This is a genomic window from Ruegeria sp. CDSC079, from assembly GCF_059610505.1.
In genome coordinates, this window is record NZ_JBXWNT010000005.1 from 133,385 (window position 1) to 152,166 (window position 18,782).

14 protein-coding genes are annotated in these 18,782 nt (G+C 58.2%); 5 read left to right on the forward strand and 9 right to left on the reverse strand.

Translation table 11 applies throughout. The features are described from left to right. Positions 1–46 precede the first annotated feature (46 nt). From AC2FIC_RS10885 to iolG, 9 genes are all read right to left on the reverse strand, one after another. A complete protein-coding gene (locus AC2FIC_RS10885) occupies positions 47–805 on the reverse strand; it encodes an SDR family NAD(P)-dependent oxidoreductase (protein ID WP_496691722.1) in 759 nt (252 codons plus the stop codon). Further along, complete coding sequence (gene iolB, locus AC2FIC_RS10890) at positions 802–1,608, reverse strand: 5-deoxy-glucuronate isomerase (protein WP_496691723.1); 807 nt, start codon at positions 1,606–1,608, stop codon at positions 802–804. Before iolB ends, AC2FIC_RS10885 begins: the two co-directional genes overlap by 4 nt. Positions 1,609–1,647: 39 nt before the next feature. Then, entirely contained in the window at positions 1,648–2,829 is a 1,182-nt protein-coding gene (locus AC2FIC_RS10895; RefSeq protein WP_496691724.1) for a phytanoyl-CoA dioxygenase family protein, read from the reverse strand. Between the two features lie 48 nt (positions 2,830–2,877). Next, on the reverse strand, positions 2,878–3,777 hold the full coding sequence (gene iolE / locus AC2FIC_RS10900) for a myo-inosose-2 dehydratase (protein WP_496691725.1): 900 nt from the start codon (positions 3,775–3,777) through the stop codon (positions 2,878–2,880). Next, positions 3,774–5,606 (reverse strand): 3D-(3,5/4)-trihydroxycyclohexane-1,2-dione acylhydrolase (decyclizing), encoded by a 1,833-nt coding sequence (gene iolD / locus AC2FIC_RS10905; RefSeq protein WP_496691891.1) that lies wholly within the window; start codon positions 5,604–5,606, stop codon positions 3,774–3,776. The genes iolE and iolD overlap by 4 nt, the downstream gene beginning before the upstream one ends. 82 nt (positions 5,607–5,688) lie before the next feature. After that, positions 5,689–6,510, reverse strand: coding sequence for an ATP-binding cassette domain-containing protein (locus AC2FIC_RS10910; protein WP_142635708.1), 822 nt, complete (start codon positions 6,508–6,510; stop codon positions 5,689–5,691). Between the two features lies 1 nt (position 6,511). Next, entirely contained in the window at positions 6,512–7,618 is a 1,107-nt protein-coding gene (locus tag AC2FIC_RS10915; RefSeq protein WP_142635706.1) for an ABC transporter permease, read from the reverse strand. Between the two features lie 68 nt (positions 7,619–7,686). Then, the gene (locus AC2FIC_RS10920; RefSeq protein ID WP_142635704.1) at positions 7,687–8,607 is read right to left on the reverse strand and encodes a sugar ABC transporter substrate-binding protein; all 921 of its coding nucleotides are present in this window, start codon (positions 8,605–8,607) and stop codon (positions 7,687–7,689) included. A gap of 117 nt (positions 8,608–8,724) precedes the next feature. Continuing rightward, on the reverse strand, positions 8,725–9,738 hold the full coding sequence (iolG, locus tag AC2FIC_RS10925; protein WP_496691726.1) for an inositol 2-dehydrogenase: 1,014 nt from the start codon (positions 9,736–9,738) through the stop codon (positions 8,725–8,727). A gap of 364 nt (positions 9,739–10,102) precedes the next feature. Between iolG and AC2FIC_RS10930 the strand changes: the two genes are divergently transcribed. The 5 genes from AC2FIC_RS10930 to AC2FIC_RS10950 are packed head-to-tail and all read left to right on the forward strand — an operon-like array spanning position 10,103 to position 18,767. Then, positions 10,103–11,530 (forward strand): tyrosinase family protein, encoded by a 1,428-nt coding sequence (locus AC2FIC_RS10930; protein ID WP_496691727.1) that lies wholly within the window; start codon positions 10,103–10,105, stop codon positions 11,528–11,530. 6 nt (positions 11,531–11,536) lie between these two features. After that, positions 11,537–12,238 (forward strand): copper chaperone, encoded by a 702-nt coding sequence (locus AC2FIC_RS10935; RefSeq protein ID WP_496691728.1) that lies wholly within the window; start codon positions 11,537–11,539, stop codon positions 12,236–12,238. Next, positions 12,225–13,832, forward strand: a complete 1,608-nt coding sequence (locus AC2FIC_RS10940) for a S8 family peptidase (protein WP_496691729.1) — start codon at positions 12,225–12,227, stop codon at positions 13,830–13,832. The genes AC2FIC_RS10935 and AC2FIC_RS10940 overlap by 14 nt, the downstream gene beginning before the upstream one ends. A gap of 7 nt (positions 13,833–13,839) precedes the next feature. Next, positions 13,840–15,648: a S1 family peptidase gene (locus AC2FIC_RS10945; RefSeq protein ID WP_496691730.1), complete on the forward strand. Its 1,809-nt coding sequence runs from the start codon at positions 13,840–13,842 to the stop codon at positions 15,646–15,648. Then, positions 15,645–18,767 carry an ATP-binding protein gene (locus AC2FIC_RS10950; RefSeq protein WP_496691731.1) on the forward strand — a complete coding sequence of 1,041 codons (3,123 nt, stop codon included), beginning with the start codon at positions 15,645–15,647 and terminating at the stop codon, positions 18,765–18,767. Before AC2FIC_RS10945 ends, AC2FIC_RS10950 begins: the two co-directional genes overlap by 4 nt. Positions 18,768–18,782 lie beyond the last annotated feature (15 nt).

Consider the following 18,782-nt stretch of genomic DNA (forward strand, 5'->3'; position numbering starts at 1 on the left):
GTCATGTTACCAATCTGCCGGGAGCGCATCGCCAAGCGGCATCCCCTCAGATCGAGCCGCCTTCGACCATGAAGTTCCCCGCGCTGCACATGGCCGCGTCGTCCGAGGCCAGAAACAGGACCATGCGCGCCACAAAGACCGGGTCAATCGGGTCCGGCAGGCATTGGCGATCCAGTTGCTTGGCCAGCGCTTCGGGCGTCACCCATAGCTCTTTTTGCCTGTCTGTCATGATCCAGCCCGGAACCACCGTGTTCACCCGGATGCGATGGTCGCCCAACTCGCGCGCCATGGTACGGGTCAAGCCGTGGACGGCTGATTTGGCGGTGGCATAGGCCGGGAATCCTGCGCCGCATTCCCACCAGGAATTCGATCCCAGATTGATGATGGCCCCCTTGCCCTTGGCAATCATGCCTGGGGCAACCGATTGGATGGCAAAGAACATATGGCGGATATTGGTGGCCATTCGGTCATCCCAATATCCCGGCGTCACTTCGCGCCAGTCGTGGCGTTCGTCATGTGCGGCGTTGTTAACCAGAATATCCGCTTCGCCCAGCGCGGCGACCAGCCGCCCGAATGCCTCTTGCAGCGCATCTATGTCGCGCAAATCGCATTGGGCAAAGGCATGCTGCCCGTCCAGCTCCGCCAGCAGCGCTTGGCCCGCATCTGCGTTCAGATCCACAAACCCGACCCTGGCCCCCTGGGCGGCGAAGGCGCGAACCGTTTCGGCGCCGATCCCCCCGGCCCCGCCGGTGATAAAGACTGTTTTTCCCGCAAGACCCGGGTAATTGGCGAAACTCGTGCTCATGCGTCGCGCTCCATGATCCATTCTACTTCGGGGGCGGCTACAAAGCGCCATTTCCGCAATGGGCCGGCCATGACGTTCAGGTAGTACATCTCAAACCCATATGGTGCGCCACAGGGATGATGCCCCCGAGGCACAAGCACGACATCGCCATCCGACACAGCCATAGCCTCGTCCAGATCGCCATCATCGGTATAGACTCTTTGAATGCCGAAGCCGTTCGCGGGGTTCAGACGGTGGTAATAGGTCTCTTCCAGATAGGTGATGCGAGGAAAGTCATCCTCATCATGGCGATGGCTGGGGTAGGAGGACCAGTGGCCGTTGGGCGTGAAGACCTCGGTCACCAGCAGGCTGTCAGCGACGTCTTCGGCCTCCATCGCGATATTGTTGATATAGCGGGTATTCACACCCTTCCCGCGTTCGGTCAGTGTGATGCCACCCGGCCCGACCCGTCGCGCCGGGTGGCCACCTGTGCCGGGGCCCGAACACACGGCCACAACACAATCGGTTTCCGCCACGGCCTGCCAATCGGTTCCGTTGGGCAGGTACAGACAATGCGGCGGCGTCTTTTCAAAGACATCCATGCGGTCACCCAGCACACCCCAATCCTGCCCGGCCCCGGTGATATGCGCCTTGCCCTCGACCATGACCAGTATGACCTCATTGTCACCGGTTTCTTCGGTCGCCCTGTCGCCTGCGCGTAGGTGGTAAAGACCGAACCCGACATAACGCCATCCCGCAGAGGCAGGGGTGATGTCATGCACCTTGCCATAGGGGCCGCGTGGTTTCCTGAGCAGGTTGGCCATGGGGCCTCCTTTCTGGGCGCGCTGGCCCGGTTCGTAACGTCAGGCGGATTGTCGGGTTTTCAAAGCCGAAAGTGCCGAGGTCAGTTGCTCTGGCGTCCATTCTTCGGCGACCGCACGCCGCAAGATATCCGCCTGGCTTTCCGGAGCATTACCGCCAATCGGGGGATCTGTGTCCAGATTTGTCGGAAACGGATAGCCTTCGGCAGTCGCCGCGATGGCCGCGTCCAGCTCGGACCCAGTCAGCTCGCCGCTTCGCTTCAAGGCCACCAGTGACGGCAGTACGGCCAGCGCCATGGACCGGCGGTCGATGGCCTCCATCGCACGACCAAAAGCGGATGAGATCTGCAACAAGTTCGCCATACGGTCGATATCCGTGCTGCGGTTCTCGCCGGCCGAGTGGAACAGCGCGGGGTTGAAGAATACCGCGTCGCCTTTGTTCAACGGCACCTGAACATAGCTCTTCTCAAAGTGGTCCCTGTGCGCGGGGTCGTGAAAGCCAATATATCCGGCTGGATATAGCTGTGAAAACGGCAACAGTTTGGTGGGCCCGCTTTCCACCGGCATGTCACAATGTGCCACTGCCCCCTGCAAGGTCAGCGCCGCCGTCAGCAGATGTGCATGCACAGGGTACCGGGCAGCGCTTTCAGCGGTCTGAAAGCCTAGATGGTAGTCCCGATGCGCCTGCTGCGCCTTGCCACCGGGGCGGACCTGATTGACCTGAGCGGTGAGCTGATAGTTCGGCCCCAGCCATGCCTCGCAGGCGGTGGCAACAGCAGCGTTGCCGAAGTATCTTGAGAAACCTTCCGGATCGCGCAGGCAGTGCTTTTGCAACGCATTCCATATCCGGTCATTCGCCCCTGAGGCGGCAAAATGATCACCCTCGCCTTCGCCGCTTTGGCGTTCCTCGTCGATGATCTGCCGAAAAACCTCGGTCGCCCGGTCGATCACCGACAGATCCTGATAGGCCCCTTTCAGCGCGATCACCCCGGCGGTTTGGTTCAGCACATGGCCCCATTCCGCCATCAAAGCGCGCCGTTGCCCTGTATCTTCCAGCGCGGGACGCAGGGCATTCATGTCATAGACGGGGACGTTCTTTTCGATCATCGCGGCCTGCGGAACCATGTCCGAGGTCAGTTTCCGAGAGGTCAACACCTTGAATTCGTCCAGATCACAGGATTCCCGGTCAAAATACCCGACATATCCAATTCTTTGACTTACCATGATTTTCTCCTTTTTCATGGCCTTGGTGTTGCCCCTCGGGGCGGTTTGTTAGCTGGTGATCTCCAATCTTGCCTGAGCGCAGACATCGACAATGTGGTCGTAACCCATCTTAGAATACTCATAGGGCGGGGCCTTGGCGGGGTCTTGCTCGGCCTCGACCACGATCCAGCCGTCATAGCCCATGGATTTCAGCGCATTCGTCACGGCCTGAAAATCAATGCAACCATCGCCAGGCACGGTGAACGCGCCCGCGACGACAGCATCCAGGAAGCTGCGGTTGTTTTCGCGCACATCCTGTACGACCGCCGGACGGATATCCTTGAAATGGACGTGATGCACCCGGTCGCCCCACCGATTGAGGGTCGCCATCACGTTGCCGCCACCAAACAGCAAGTGGCCGGTATCAAAGCACAAGCCGACCTCGGGGCCCGACCCTTCCATCAACCAGTTCACATCCTCTTCGCTTTCGATAATCGTGCCCATGTGGTGGTGATAGGCCATCGGCATGCCCTGATCAGCCATCCATTTGGCCAGCTCGGTGATTTTGGCGGCATAGGCCAACACCTCATCTCGGGACAGTTTCACCCGGTCATTAACCGCGACCCCGATCTGCCCCTGCACGGTGTTCGAACATTCGGCATAGACGATGCACGGGCTGTTGAGCGCTACGAATTGTTCGACCTGCGCGCGCACGGCCTCGCGCTCGGTGGCAAAATCGTTAACCAGAGAAGCCCCAGAACACCAACCGCCACACAGGACGATATCATTGGTGTCGAGATAGGCGCGCAGACCTTCGGTATCGCCGGGCATCCGCTGACCGCGTTCGACGCCGGTATAGCCGATCTCGCGCGCCTCTTTCAGGGCCTGTTCCATCGTGTAAGCCGCGGTCAGGTCCGGCAGATCATCATTCTGCCATGCAATCGGAGAGATGCCGATCTTCACGCTCATTTCGTGTTTCTTTCCTTGATGGCAACCTCATAGGCTGCGCGCTTTTCATTCACTTCCGGGCGGATGCTGACTTCGGGCACGGCCACTTCCCACCAGGTGCCGCCATATTCGGTCGACGGGTACGGATCGGTGTCTATGACGACCACATAGGGGCCGGTGACTTCGCCACGTTTGGCCAATGCCTGCTCCAGCTCAACGATCGAGCCCACCTTGACCGAAGTCGCCCCCATCGCCGCCGCGTGCGCAGCGAAGTCTATGGCCGAGGGCGTTTCGTGCACCGCGTGATCCAGCAAATTGTTAAACTCGGCCCCGCCAGTGCCCATTTGCAGACGGTTGATGCAGCCAAAGCCCCGATTGTCGGTGATCACCACTGTGAAAGAGACCCCCATCATCGCCGCCGTCGCCATTTCGGAATTCGCCATCATATAGGTACCGTCACCGGTAAAGCAGATGACGTCACGATCGGGCTGGGCCATCTTGATCCCCATTGCTCCGGCGATCTCATAGCCCATGCAACTGAACCCGTATTCCATGTGATAGGCACCGGGGCGGGGCGCTTTCCACAGCTTGTGCAGCTCACCCGGCATCGTGCCCGCGGCGCACATGACTACCGTGTTATTGTCCGAGGCGCGTTGCACCGAACCCACCACCTGCATATCCGTAGGCAACGCGTTTCCGTCACCGGGCGCGTCGGTCAGTGCATCCACCTTGCCAAACCAATCTGCCTTCAGCGTTTCCGCCACCGGGTCGGCCCGGTAGCCGTGCAAGGCTTCGCCAAGTTCCTCTAACCCGACACGCGCATCGCTTTGCAGCGGCATTGCGCCGTGTTTTTCGGCGTCATAGGCGGCTGTGTTCAGGCAGATCATCTCGCGGTTCGGATTGGAAAACAGCCCCCAGGACCCGGTGGTAAAGTCCTGCAACCGCGTCCCAACAGCAAGCACCAGATCGGCCTCGGCGCAGGTGGCGTTGGCCGGTTCACCACCGGTTACACCAACCGGGCCAAGGTTCAACGGATGATCCCAAGCCAGCGCCGATTTCCCGGCTTGCGTCTCGGTGATCGGGATATTGTGGGATTCCACAAAGCTCTGCAGCACATCCGTCGCTCCGGAGTAATGCACGCCACCTCCGGAAACGATAACGGGACGTTTGGCTGATCTGATCGCAGCCACCGCACGGGCCAACTCCGCCTCATCCGGGCGAATGCGGCGCTGATACCAGACCCTCGGCTCGAAGAAACTCTCGGGATAGTCATAGGCTTCAGCCTGAACATCCTGGCAAAAGGCCAACGTCACAGGCCCGCAATCGGCCGGGTCGGTCATGGTGCGAAAGGCGCGGGGCAAGGCCGTCAACAGATGTTCAGGCCGCGAGATGCGATCATAGTACCGGCTGACCGGGCGAAAACAGTCATTGGCACTAACCGTACCATCACCAAAGCTTTCGATCTGTTGCAACACAGGGTCAGGCCCGCGGGTGGCAAACACATCGCCGGGGATAATCAGAACCGGCAACCTATTCACATGCGCCAACGCCGCCGCGGTGACCATATTGGTGGCCCCTGGTCCAATGGATGAGGTCACCGCCATCGCCCGCGTCCGCCGCGTCTGCTTGGCGTAGGCAATCGCGCAATGTGCCATTGTCTGTTCATTTTGCCCGCGATAGGTTGGCAGGCTGTCTTTCGCGCCGTGCAGCGCCTCGCCCAGCCCGGCCACATTGCCATGGCCAAAAATGGCCCAGACACCGGCGATAAAGGGCTCGCCAGCTTCGTTCATCTGCGCGCCCAGATAGCGCACCAAAGCTTGCGCTGCGGTCAGTCGGACTGTGTTGCCCATAGTGATACCTTTCAACACAAGGCCATCTCGGCCATTCCTGCAATTTCGAAAATAGGGGCCTGTGGCCCAGACGGGGGAACGGTTAAACCGTTCCGCCCAAAGAGCCTTCCAGCTGGGCCATTTCCTGACCTCCGGCCATCAGGTCCTGCAATTCCTCGGGTGTGATCTCTCCACGTGTGGCCGTGCCCAGCGTCTTGCCACGATTGAGCACGGTAAAGCGATCACCCACTGCCAGCGCATGGCGCACGTTATGGCTGATAAACACCACACCCACGCCCTGATTACGCACCTTGTCGATGGTTGCCAAAACATTCGATGTCTGACGTACCCCAAGTGCCGACGTCGGCTCATCAAGGATCAAAACCTTGGCCCCGAAGTAAACCGCCCGGGCAATGGCAACCGTCTGACGCTCGCCCCCTGACAGGGTTCCAACGGCCTGATCCGGCCCGCGCAGATTGATACCCATCTTGCGCATCTCGGCCATACAGACCTCATTGGCCTGGTCGATATCGAACCGTTTCAGCAATCCCTTGCCCTTGGTCGGTTCGCGACCCATGAAGAAATTCCGCGTCACACTCATCAGCGGGATCATCGCCAGATCCTGAAACACGGTCGCAATGCCCGCCTCCATCGCATCGCGTGGCGTGTCAAATTGCAGCGGTTTGCCTTCGAAAAAGATCTCGCCCTTGGTGGGTTTGTGAACTCCGGACATGGTCTTGATGAAGGTCGACTTTCCGGCACCGTTGTCGCCCAGCAGGCAGTGGCATTCGCCAGGCCTGACGTCAAAGCTGACGCCTGCCAGGGCAATAATGTTACCAAAGTGCTTTTCGATATTCTTCATTTGCACGATCGGCGCAACATCCTTTACCGCATCCCCGTGATGGAACTTGCTGTCTTCAGTCATATCAGCGCTCCCCGGTTACGCGTTTGCGGATGGCGTTGTTGAACAATACCGCGATCAGAAGCATTGCGCCCAGGAACACCTGGAACCAGTCCTGATCGAAATCCGTGTAAGTCAGCCCGATGACCACCATGCCAAAGATGATCGCGCCAAAGAACGCCCCGATGGCCGATCCATAGCCACCGGTCAGCAGACAACCTCCGATCACCGCCGCAATGATGGCCTCAAACTCTTTCTGGAAGCCACGGCGCGCATCGGTCGATCCCGCGTCGATCACGGTGATGATTGCGACCAGCGCCGCACAGCAGGCGGTTAGCATGAACAAAGACACTTTGATACGGCTCACCGGCACACCAGAATTCGACGCCGCATTGCTGTCGCCACCGGCGGCAAAAATCCAGTTTCCAGCTGGGGTCCGCAGCAAGACATAGGTCGCCGCTAGGGCCAGAACGATAAACCACAGAATCTCGACCGGAATGCCCGGTACTTTCGGCGCCCCGTTTTTGAATGTATCGATCAATCCGTTTGCAGCCAGCCAGGCAAACAAACCGGCAAAAGCTTCGCCCGAGAAGAACGGGGCCAGCCAGTCGTTTTCGACTACATCGCGCACGCCACGCAGCTGGGTTGACCCGCCAGTGGCTGCTTTGAGACCCACCAGTGAGAGACCGCGCAGAATGAAAAGGAAAGCCAGAGTTACAATAAAAGAAGGTAGGCCCGACCGTATGACGATATTGCCGTTCACCGCCCCAACAAAGGCCGCAAAAACAAATGTCATCGGGATCGCAATGATCAGAGGTAACTGCCAAGTCACCACGCAGACACCAAAGAACAAGCCTGCAAAGGCAACCATCGAACCGATCGACAGGTCAAACTCACCCCCGATCATCAGCAGCGCCGCTCCGATAGCCAGGATACCCAGCTGTGCCGCAGGCGTCATGAAGTTCATAACTCCAGCCAGCGTGAACATGGAATCGTCTGCCGTGAGCGCGAAGAAAATGACCACCAGGACCACACCGGCCATGGCACCAAGCTCTGGACGTTTCATCAGCTTGGTCAGAAACGGTTCTTTCTTTACGCGTTCGTCCGTAGTGACGGGCGCTGACTCACTCATGTTTCCCTCCCAATTCGGTTGAAACGGCGCACCTGGCGCCGTTTCTGTTTTTCACTGTCCCAAACGGATCAGCGGATACCCTGTGCCGATAGGTCGATAACCTGGGCTGCCTTGTCCTGTGTGATCAGGTTCGGACCCGATGGCACGTTGCCACCTGGCATCAGACCGTATTTGGCATGCAGGCCCATGAAGTTCACAGACAGATAGCCCTGCAGATACTGCTGCTGGTCAATGGCAAATGCCGCATCTCCATCGGCGATGGACTGCAAGAAGTTCGCAGACAGGTCGAACGAGGCCACGTTCACATCACGGCCCGATGCTTTCACAGCCGCTACCGTGGGTTCACCAGCCGAACTTGCACCCAGCGCCATGACTGTGTCGACAGCGTCATTCGCGGCCAGAGCGGCCGAGACCTTCGCTTCGATTTCTGAAGGATCGTTCGAGGTCGGCAGAACTTCTACGCTGCCACCAAAGCCTTCGGCAAAACCGGCGCAACGCAGGTCAAGCGCCACGTTTCCGACTTCGTGGTTCACACAGATCGCATTCGCGCCACCCATCGAAGCCAGCTTTTCGCCTGCGGCCTTGCCCGCATCAAACTCGTCCTGACCGACATGCAGCAATGCGCCCAGCTGTTTGGACACGTCCGAACCCGAGTTGATCGAGATCACTGGAATTCCGGCAGCAACAGCACGTTCGATTGACGGGCCAAGCGCATCGGCATCCGGGATCGAGACAATCAACCCGTCCGGTTCCTGGTTCACGGCGGCGTCGATCAGCTGTGACATCGCAACCATGTCAAAGGTCTCGGGTGCGCGGTATTCCACGTTCACGCCGACATCCTTGCCCGCTTGCTCAACGCCGTTTTTCACGACGTTCCAGAAGGCGTCATTGGCCTGACCATGAGACACAACGACGATCTCCTGCGCGAATGCAGGCGTGGCCATCGCCAGTGCACCAGCTGCCAGTGCGCCTTTAAAGAAATTATTCATATGGTTTCTCCTCCCGTTTGAACAGTGTGTTGGGGTCTTGGCCCCAATCTTCCGATTAAACCGAATCTTCTTCGCCCCGATCCGGGGCGAAGCTGCCCCAAGTTTCCGCATATCCGATCATTTTGCAACCGGTTTCAAAACTTTGGCCAAAACCATCGACTGTCCGGACTGCGCAGAACGGGTTGCGGCCTCGGCCATAGCAAGCGCGGCGACACCGTCGTCCAGAGTTACAGGCACCCCTGATCCAGAATTTACTGACCTAACGAATGCATCCCATTCGGCGCGATAGGCAGACATGTAGCGTTCAAGGAAAAAGTAAGTCGGCTTGGCACCGGTCACGCCATTCGAAGTTGACTTAACTACTGAGTTTTCAAGGATATTTTGCGCCTGAAGCATCCCTTCTGATCCCAACAGTTCAACCCTCTGATCATACCCATAAGCCGCACGCCGAGAGTTTTTGATCACAGCGATCCGGCCATCTGCATAAGTCATTGTCACGACCGCCGTGTCCACATCACCTACGGCACCGATTTCGGGGTCAACAACCGATGTGCCCACTGCCGAGATTACTTCCGGCAGGTCACCCATCAGGAAGTTCGCCATGTCGAAATCATGAATCATCATGTCCCGAAACAGCCCTCCTGATACTTTGACATAGCTCACCGGTGGCGGCGCTGGGTCGAAAGATGTAATGGACAACAACTCGGCCTTGCCGACCTCACCAGCCTCAAACGCGGCCTTCAAAGCAGCAAAATTCGGGTCGAATCGACGATTAAAACCGACCATGACGGGCTGGCCGGTGGCTTTTGCAACGGATTGACAGGCGACAGCCCTATCAAGGCTCAAATCAACCGGCTTCTCGCACAATACCGCTTTTCCGGCTTGAGTGGCCGCTTCGATCAGGTCGGAATGCGTATCCGTCGGCGTGGCGATCAGCACTGCATTTATCGAAGGATCGGAAATAATCTCTTGTGACTGTCGCGCACTGGCCCCGAATTCCTCAGCCAAACGCGCCGAAGCTTCGGGCAGTGCATCAGACACCGCGCTCAGTTCACTGTAGGGATGCGCCGCAATAGCCTGCGCGTGAACACGCCCAATGCGCCCAGCCCCCAGCAATCCTACTTTTAGCATCCCGCGCCCCCGAATCCCTTTTTTCGACACCACAATGATTCTCTTTGCAACCGGTTGCAAGAATTATTTCACTGTTACTCGAATTCACCCTTGTTTTCGGGTACTCGGCATGTGTGCCCACTGCAGCTGCGGCCGTCCAATTCACAAATATACAGTAACTGGCGCCTCTGACTTAGAACGCAAGCGAAAGGCCGCGCGTCACCCTGAATTCATCTTATCTGGGAAACGCACATTGGCACAGTCAACACCTGCCAGGCCTACCCTGCTATGGCTTGGATTCATTTTGGTTAACATAAAACCACGCAAGTGTTACACTCGGCGCATTATTAGATTCCAAGATTTATTTGCAGTTTGAGGTATTGTTATGGCCACAAGAATCCGCAAAAACGTTTGGACCCTGCCAGCCAACGACGAAACTCTGATCTGGTATGAGCGTGCTGTCGAAGCTCTCTGGGACCGAGATCTGGAAGACCCGACATCGTGGTTTTTCATGGGCGCAGTTCATGGGCAGCCGCAGAATTTTCCGAACATTCCCGGTTCCGGACAATTCTGGAACCAATGCCAGCACCAAAGCTGGTTCTTCCTGCCCTGGCACCGCGGATATATCACCGCATTTGAGGCCGTCGTCGGCAAAGCCATCGCCGATCTGGGCGGGCCGCAGGATTGGGCGCTGCCTTATTGGGACTATTCCCAACCCCTGTCAGAAAACCCGAATGCGCGCCGCCTTCCTGTGGCGTTCCGTGAGCCGACCAAGTCAGACGGCACGCGCAACTTCCTGTTTTCCCGCCGACGTGTAGTGGTGAATGGAGATTTCGGATTTCCGGACGACGTGGTGTCGCTGGATGCGTTGGATCATGAAGATTTCACCAATGATACGCCCGGATTCTCATCAGGGTTTGGTGGCCCGCAAACCGGGTTTCACCCCGGCGGTGGGGACAATGGCGCATTGGAAAGCACGCCCCATAACGACATACACGTTTGGATTGGGGGCTCTGGCGGTTTTATGGCAAATCCGGCCACTGCGGCCTTTGATCCGATTTTCTGGCTGCACCATTGCAACATTGATCGGCTATGGGAAGTCTGGCGCAACGCCGACCCGAGCCATGTCGCCCCACCCTCGCCACTGTGGCGCACTGGCCAGACATTCTCGATGCATGATGGCGATGGCGCGGCATTCACCTTCAACAGCGAAGAAATGCTGGACAGCACAAGCGTCCTGCACGGGTTTCAATATGACGGCGTTCCACCCGCAGTAGAACCCGCCATTCCAGCAGAGGAGTTCGTCATGGCAGGCAAGGAACCCGAGCTTGCCGGCGCAAGCGAAGCTCCGGTCAAGTTGCGTGGTGCAATGACCACTGCCGGCGTAAAGCTCGACACTTCAGTCGCGCTGATTTCCGGCGCCGAGGCCCCCGGCACCACCCGGCGCGTTCACCTGCATCTTGAGGGGATCAAGGGCCGTGGCATGCCCGGATCTTACCGCGTCATGCTGGATCTTCCGGATGACGCTTTGCCGCCAGCGATTATCGGCACCTTGTCGCCGTTTGGCCTTGAACAGGCAAGCAACCCGGACGGCCCACATGGCGGCAACGGCCTTGCGGTGACTTACGAGATCACAAAGCTGGCCTTTGCACTGGGGCTGAGCCAAGGCGACGCCAACAGGTTGCAAATCCGGTTTCAACGGATGTTTGATGACAGCGAGGCCTTTGGCCAAGTACCGGGGTTGGAACAGATCGCCCCAACAGAACAGCAGCCAGACATTGAGATCGGCCGCATAAACCTTTATTTCGACTGATCGCCCATGGCGTCGGCTACCGGAATAGATCGCCCTCGCCTGTTTGGACAGGCCGATATCGAAATACGCACGACACTTGGCGTGGCCGCGCTTGCATGGCTTTGGCTTGCTTTGGTGCCCGCGCCCTCATTGCATTGGCCGGCGATGGTTCTGGCGATGATGCTTCCAACGCTTGTTCCGCAGATCGCACATGTCCGCGCGCGCAGCTTCGCAGATCGAAGATCACGCGCGGCACTTCTGTTTGTTCTGCCATATCTGTTGGCCTGGCTGGTCGCAGGCGCGCTTGCTGCGTTTCTTCTGGCGCCGGTTCTGCACCAAACCGTGTTCGCGCCGTTGGCTTGCCTGTGCGCCGCAGCATGGCAGTTCAGCCCGCAAAAACGCAGCGCATTAAGGAAATGCCACAGCCGTCCGGTCCTGGCCGCCTTTGGTCCTAGTGCCGACCGCGATGTGCTGATCTTTGGGCTGACCTATGCGCGCGATTGCATCACCTCTTGCTTGCCGATGATGCTTGTCATGCTAGGGACCCATGACTTTGCCATCATGATCTTTTTGACTGTGATCATCCTGTCGGAGCGCGCCGTTCTTCGCCCCGACCCCCGCGCCAGCGCATTCACCCTGTTGCTGACCGCGCTTGCGCTTACGGCGTTGGCCCATGCGCCCCACCATCTTTTGCTTTTGTATAAGGATATTTGCCATGCAGGAATATGACGCCCTAACAAGGTCCGATGTCTCGCTCGACGGCGATCCGCTAGTCATTGAAGTGGTCTCGGATACACCCCAATCCTTGTCGGCTATTCAAGAACGTGTGGGTAGTGCACTTCCTGATGTTGCCACCAGTACCCAAGCGGTCTTCGACGCAGATGCGGATCGATTTTTCTTTGTTGAATTCCCCGAGATCGATCCAAAAGGCCAAGAGCGTGAGGTTTTTGCATTTGGCCGTGCCCTCCGTATGGCGCTGGACGTAGCCGAGGCCAACCCGGTCTTGCCAGACAGCCTGTATGGCGCGGCACATGTGGGTACGGAGAGCTTTCTCAGTTTCTGCGAAACCAAGCGTGACAACTCTCGGCCCTATGGCTGGCACCACAAACGGATCAAGACACCGCTGGCCTGGCAGCACACCCGGGGTCAGGGCAGCAAGGTCGCGGTGATCGACACGGGCTATTCCGACCATAGCGAACTGGCGGGCGTGATCGAAACCAACGGCATGTGGAATTTTGTCGAAGGGAACGGGGATGCGCGTGACCGGTTTTCAGGCGGCGTCCTTAAACATCCCGGTCATGGCACGCTTGTCACCTCGGTCGTCGGATCGCGGGGCGGGGCCGATATGAATGGCGATACCACCTCGCCGGGGGCGATAACCGGTACGGCCCCTGCGGCCAAGGTTCTGCCAATCCGGGCGATCAAATCGGTGATCGACATGACCCAGCTGCGTATTCCTGCGGCAATCTCTCATGCGGTCAGCCAAAACGCCGATGTCATCGTGATGGCGCTTGGCGGGCCGGTACGGGTCTCTTCGACGGAACAGGCGTTGCGCAATGCGGTACAGGCCGGATTGGTCATCGTCTGCGCCGCGGGCAACTGCTATCCGAACGTGGTCTTTCCCGCCGCCTATGCATCACTGGAAATCTGCACAGCGGTCGCTGCACTGCAGCCCGACAGACGCCCCTGGCGCAAAACTGGGCGTGGCCCCGAGGTCAGCTTTTCGGCCTATGGCGAAAACGTGTGGGGCGCGGCCAAGAACAAGGCGACCGACCCAAACTCGGGTATCCGCGCCAGCCAGGGCACCACGCTTGCCACCTCAATGACTGGAGGCGTTGCAGCGCTGTGGGTCGCACATCACGGCGGTCGGGCGGCGCTGTTGCAAAAGGCCCAGAATGCTGGGACCACCGTTCAGGCGATGTGGTTGCACTGTGCCAAACACGGGATGAGCAAGCCAGCCGTCTGGAACGGCGCCACCGATCTTGGCGCGGGCATCATCAATGCCCAGGCGGTCCTGAATGCGCCACTGCCAACAGGCGCTGAAAGTCCGGCAGCACCCGACCCGAATGCAACCCCGACATTGAACATTCTGGTCTCGCATCTTGCGGGAACAGACAGCGAGGCCGCCGGAGAAATTACCCCAGACATGGCCGATTACGCCAATGAGATCATCTGGCTCAGCTATCGTCGCGGGGCCCGGAAGCGTATCGTCGAAAGCGATGGTGGGGCCGAGGCCATGGTTGGCGAAGACGCCCCGACCTCGGGGCTGGACACCGCATTGTCGGACAAACCGGCCCTCAGCGCCTATTTGGGCATGGGATAAGCCACGGATGGTGAATGCAGCGCATATCCGGATTGCAATCCGAAAGCATGAACCGATTGTGCGTCATGCTTTGACTGCGCTGTTTCCCGACCCTGATGACCCGGTGAATTATGAAGCCGTCGAGGAAAGTGTAGACGAAGATATCGGCGAAACGCTTGCCGATGTCTTGCTGGAAATTCTGGTCGACGCTGCGAAGGTCAAGCAGTTCCTCAATTTTCTGCGCGCGCGCGGCGCGGACCCTGTGCCGCGCGACCGTAACCTGATTTTTGCCGAAAACATCGCTCGGTTTGACGGCACCCTGATCGGCACACCGGCGAATAATTCGTTCGACTTTGCTGCATTGGGCGATTTTGCCCCGCGCGCTGAAAGCTTTCGCTGTCAGATCTGGATCAACAACACATTCGAAGGTTCTGGAGCGTTTGTGGCCCCGAACCTTGTGCTGACCGCAGCCCATGTCCTGGATGCTCTTAGCACCGTGCCCGCCGGGGTTGATCCACGCCTTGAGATTCTTGCCTCGGACGAAAAGCGGTATGCTGCAAAATGCGTAAAGCTTTGGCCCTATCACAACAGTGAAAAGGCCGGAAACCTGCCGCCGGGCGATGAGGTGGACATCGCGCTGCTGCGGATATTCCTGCCGCTGGGGCATACCTATGGCAGTGTCGATGTGACCGGCGATCCCCCCGATTTTGAGGGTGCAGACCTGTTCACATTGGTCCACTACCCCGAAGGTGTCACCAAGGGGTTCATGCCCGGCAAAGTGCACCGAGAACCTGGCGCCAAGCGGTTCCCTCATGACATCGACACATCCGGCGGGTCATCCGGTGGCCCCGGTTTTGACAGCCAATTCAGGTTTTTGGGCATCCACCAGGGCAAATGGGAGACAACCAAACGGCTTGTCCCTTTCGAGCAGTTCCACGATGACCCCGACTTCCAAGATCTGATCAGCAAGAACTCGAAACAGCGGGACATGTGGTCGCTGAGCCGCGACATTGACGGGACCATCATCATCGGCCGCAACCAATTCGTATCCGGGCTTGCCCATATGCTGGATCATCCCAAATCCAAACTGCGTGGGATCTGGATCAGGCGCGAGGATACGACGTCTATTCGTGGTCTCGGATTCAGCTATGACATGCTGGAATCCTATCTGCTGATGCAAGAAGCACCTAACGCCGCGCCGCAACATCGTTGCATCCGATTGGGGCCGACCCTGAATACGGACGATTTGCTTGCTGATCTTGCCGAGAAGGCCAACGGGACCGTCGCCTCGCCAGACGCTGCTGCTGGAACAACCGCCGCCCAGACTACCGACGTTGCATTCGAAGGCAGCCGCGTGGAGACCCTGATTGCTGACATGGATCAGGCCGCCAAAACCGCAGGGCAAACATGGTGGATCTATTTCGACAACCCGCCCGAAGGGCTCTCACCACGTGCCCAGGTACAGTTCGAGCATATCGCCAAATGCTTGCCCACATCCGAGAATCTGCGCCTGATCCTCGCAGGCTATGAGACCTATCGCCTGTCGCCCCTGCGTTTTGCCAATGTCGGCGCTGTCGACGGCGCGCAGCGCAGCGGCCTATTGGTGGAAGAGCTGGGACCATTCACACGTAGCGATGTTGAGGCTACAATTAACAGCATGATCACTTCGCTTGACCCGGCAAAAGAGCTGACACCGGCTGCTCGACGGGCAATGGTGGACTCTGCTCTGGCCGGGTTGAGCCCTGACAACACAGGTGAATTCGATGGCGAACATCTGGAAACCGTTGTCACCCGTGTTCGCCAAGAGGCCAAACGCTTTCTGGAGATAGAAGGATGAACGAGGCGCAGGAAGAACTCCGTTCGCGCCTGCTGCGCGCCGCCGCCCTTCGCGGGGCATTTGAACCACGGCAGCTTATGCGCGAGGTGCTGAGCGAGGATGAATACCGCAACCGCGTGCTGCGGGCGCGGCTGATGTCATCCCTTCGTGAGCTGAGCCATGTTGATAAGTCGGGCGACTCGACCAAATGGATTCTCCGCCTGACCGCCCGACATCGCGAATTGTCTGAGATGGAAGAGTTCGACTCGGCCACCACGCAGTCCGAGATCGTGCAGGCCCTGTCGGGCCAAGAGGGGTTCGCACCGGGCGCTCTGGATCACCTTATCGAGGCGGAAACAGATGAACAAAACCTGTCGCAGCACCTTGTCACGTTAGAGCGTGCAGGCCAAAAAGCGCCGGGATATGACCGTCTGTTCAGGCTGCGCAGCCGATTGAACCTGCTCAGACGCGAGCGCCGGTCAAAAGAGCGCCTGGGCGAAAAATTCGTGGGGCGTGTCAGCGAAATCGACAAGATTCAACGCTGGATCGACCACCCTATGCGCTCGGCCCCTTTGAAAACCTTGCATATCGAAGGTCAGTACGGGATCGGAAAATCCTACCTGCTGGAACGCATCATCCAGATTACAAGCGAACGCGAAGACGTCATCCTGATCCGACTGGATTTCGATCAGCCCTCATTGCAGACCGGTCCAATCTTTGAAGAGATCTCACGTCAGATCGGTACGGCAATACCCCAAGCGGCCCCCGAACTCCGCAAATTGCGGCTGCGCTATTCCGAACAGGTCACCCGAGAGATCTACGAAAGCTCGGACCTTACACCGCGTCAGTTGATCCGGGCGATGATCAATGCGGTGGCTGATGCCGGTCTGCGCTTGGTTATCCTGCTGGATACGCTCGAAGTACTGCATGGTCAGGGCGCGACCTTCGTGAATAACCTCATGAACGATCTGGATCGCTTTGTCGAAAAGGAACAGATCGAAGTATCGATCATCTCAGCCGGTCGCGGGCCGATTTTCGGCGAAGATCACCCAAGACGGGGCGAATACATCAAGCTCGACCAGATCGAAGACGAGTTGGTCAATCAAACGCTGGATGAGGCCGGAATCCCCGAGGAATTCCGCGATCAGATCATTTTGCGCTGTCAGGGCAATCCGTTGAAATTGCGGCTGCTGATTGACGAGGTGCAGACCGAGGGCCGATTGGCCGAAGTCACCGAAGACGAGAATGACCCGATTGCCGCGGGCATCGTGAACCGGGCCATCACATCGCGCCTGCCAGTGCACCTACGTGGCATTGCCAATTACGGCTTGGTTCTAAGCGAGATAAACGCCGACAACCTGAACGGCATCGTTGCACCGGCGCTTGGGCTGGGTGACCTCAGCAGCGAAGCAGGCACAATCGTCGCGGATCTTGGCCTGCAATCCTGGCTGATGGACGCCGCCACTGATGGTCAACTGACCCATAAGGCCGACATGCGGCGGGACCTGCTAGAACCCACCTATAACCAAAGCCCCGTCGAAACCGCAGAGGTAAACCGTGCAGCTTGTGACTATTACGCTGACCGCGATCCGCTGTTGTTCCTTTATCATTCGCTTCAGCTTATGCGCGTCGGAGAAGCCCCTCCAAGCATCAATCCCTCACTGGCTGAACGCTTCCCCGAACAGCTGTTGAAAGAGTTGCCAATCGACGCGCAGGACCTGATCCGTCAAGCTCGCGGCCAGCGCTCGGCCCCGGTGCAAGAAACCAAACAACGGGAATACGGCGCCACTGGGCTGGACAGCAGTTCTGAACTTCCCCCCGAAGACCTTGTACAGGTTGAGTCCAAGGCCGCGACGGCACGAGCACGGATCGTCAAAGGTCGCGGTTATGTGGCCGCACCAGATAGTCGCGCAGTCAAAGACCTGCGAGCGATGTTGGAGCAGGGCCAGCGCCGCGAGGCAACACATATCATACGCGAAGGATTGAAAGGCGCCTATGATCCGGCAAGCGAAGTTGGCATCCTGATCCTGTGCCACAACTGGCAGAGCGGTCATTGGTCCATGGCGCGAAGCCTATTCAATTTGTTGCCAGCAGATACCTTGCTGAGAGAGGCACAACAAAGGCCCGAACTGGAAGGCCGGATGCTCCTAGAGATTTATGCCGAGTTTGAATTCGAAGAGCTCGTTAACCGACTCCGCAATAAGGACTTTCGCGACATAGCTCTTCGCGTCGTGAACAGCTCGTCTCGAATTGGAATGCAGTCAGCAGCGCTTGAATTCGCTCTTCTGGCAACGGGTATGAGTTTTGAGGGTGATCATGAGGTTCTGGGCCTGATCGCCCCCTATCTGGATCACGGCCCACGCGAGCTGACCTATGAAAGGCTCCGCTATGCGGCGGGTATCCGTCAGGAGTTCGGGCTGGAATATTCAGAGCCGGACATGCCCGACCCCGCTTTACCGACGGATGATTACGGGCTCGCGTTGGCCCCATTGAATCCCTATTTCGACCGGATGCTGGCGCTTGTGGAAGAGTTTCAAGCAAGTGGCCGAGGTCGTGTTTTGCGCGATTTGTCCAACCTTGCCACCGGCCTATATGAAGCGGCTGACATTTTTGCCCCGGGTTTACAGGGGATCAACAATGCGATGTCCCAGCTGTCAGAGCGTCCAACGGATGTGATTTCGCTATTGCGCGCGATGGGCCTTACCGCTGATTGGGCCGAGGGGTACAGTTTTTACCACCCGATCCCTGACTTGCCAACGCTCGCACGCGCGGCAAGACGTTGGCAGCAAGTCATCGGCGGCTATTGGGCCTTCCCCTCACCACCGCCACCAGAATGGAATTCCACACGGAAATGGAGCGACCTGACATCAAGTCGAACCGTCGACCTTTTGGAACGCGGCAGTCATGGTCTGGCAGACCGAGTTCTAAACTTCTGGGCGGATCCTTTGAACGAAGGGCGCGGTAAGTCCACTCAAACCCTGCAACGCCGCCTTGCACCAGTTGCTCGGGGGCTCACCCATGGTTCAGGAACAGAGGAAATCCTTGGTTGGCTTACCAAAAGCCGGGCGCCCGTGGTGTTTCATCCGGCACTGACCATGTTTGCCGAAACAGGGCGGGGGCCAAAATACCTCGATCCCTAGAGGCAGATCGACTGA

Bases quoted from the DNA above. Each gene is read 5' to 3' on its own strand.
- iolB (WP_496691723.1), bottom strand. From the start codon at position 1,608: ATGGCCAACCTGCTCAGGAAACCACGCGGCCCCTATGGCAAGGTGCAT.
- iolD (WP_496691891.1), bottom strand. From the start codon at position 5,606: ATGGGCAACACAGTCCGACTGACCGCAGCGCAAGCTTTGGTGCGCTAT.
- AC2FIC_RS10935 (WP_496691728.1), top strand. From the start codon at position 11,537: ATGGCGTCGGCTACCGGAATAGATCGCCCTCGCCTGTTTGGACAGGCC.
- AC2FIC_RS10910 (WP_142635708.1), bottom strand. From the start codon at position 6,510: ATGACTGAAGACAGCAAGTTCCATCACGGGGATGCGGTAAAGGATGTT.
- iolG (WP_496691726.1), bottom strand. From the start codon at position 9,738: ATGCTAAAAGTAGGATTGCTGGGGGCTGGGCGCATTGGGCGTGTTCAC.
- AC2FIC_RS10895 (WP_496691724.1), bottom strand. From the start codon at position 2,829: ATGGTAAGTCAAAGAATTGGATATGTCGGGTATTTTGACCGGGAATCC.
- AC2FIC_RS10920 (WP_142635704.1), bottom strand. From the start codon at position 8,607: ATGAATAATTTCTTTAAAGGCGCACTGGCAGCTGGTGCACTGGCGATG.
- AC2FIC_RS10940 (WP_496691729.1), top strand. From the start codon at position 12,225: ATGCAGGAATATGACGCCCTAACAAGGTCCGATGTCTCGCTCGACGGC.
- AC2FIC_RS10885 (WP_496691722.1), bottom strand. From the start codon at position 805: ATGAGCACGAGTTTCGCCAATTACCCGGGTCTTGCGGGAAAAACAGTC.
- AC2FIC_RS10950 (WP_496691731.1), top strand. From the start codon at position 15,645: ATGAACGAGGCGCAGGAAGAACTCCGTTCGCGCCTGCTGCGCGCCGCC.
- AC2FIC_RS10915 (WP_142635706.1), bottom strand. From the start codon at position 7,618: ATGAGTGAGTCAGCGCCCGTCACTACGGACGAACGCGTAAAGAAAGAA.
- AC2FIC_RS10945 (WP_496691730.1), top strand. From the start codon at position 13,840: ATGGTGAATGCAGCGCATATCCGGATTGCAATCCGAAAGCATGAACCG.
- AC2FIC_RS10930 (WP_496691727.1), top strand. From the start codon at position 10,103: ATGGCCACAAGAATCCGCAAAAACGTTTGGACCCTGCCAGCCAACGAC.
- iolE (WP_496691725.1), bottom strand. From the start codon at position 3,777: ATGAGCGTGAAGATCGGCATCTCTCCGATTGCATGGCAGAATGATGAT.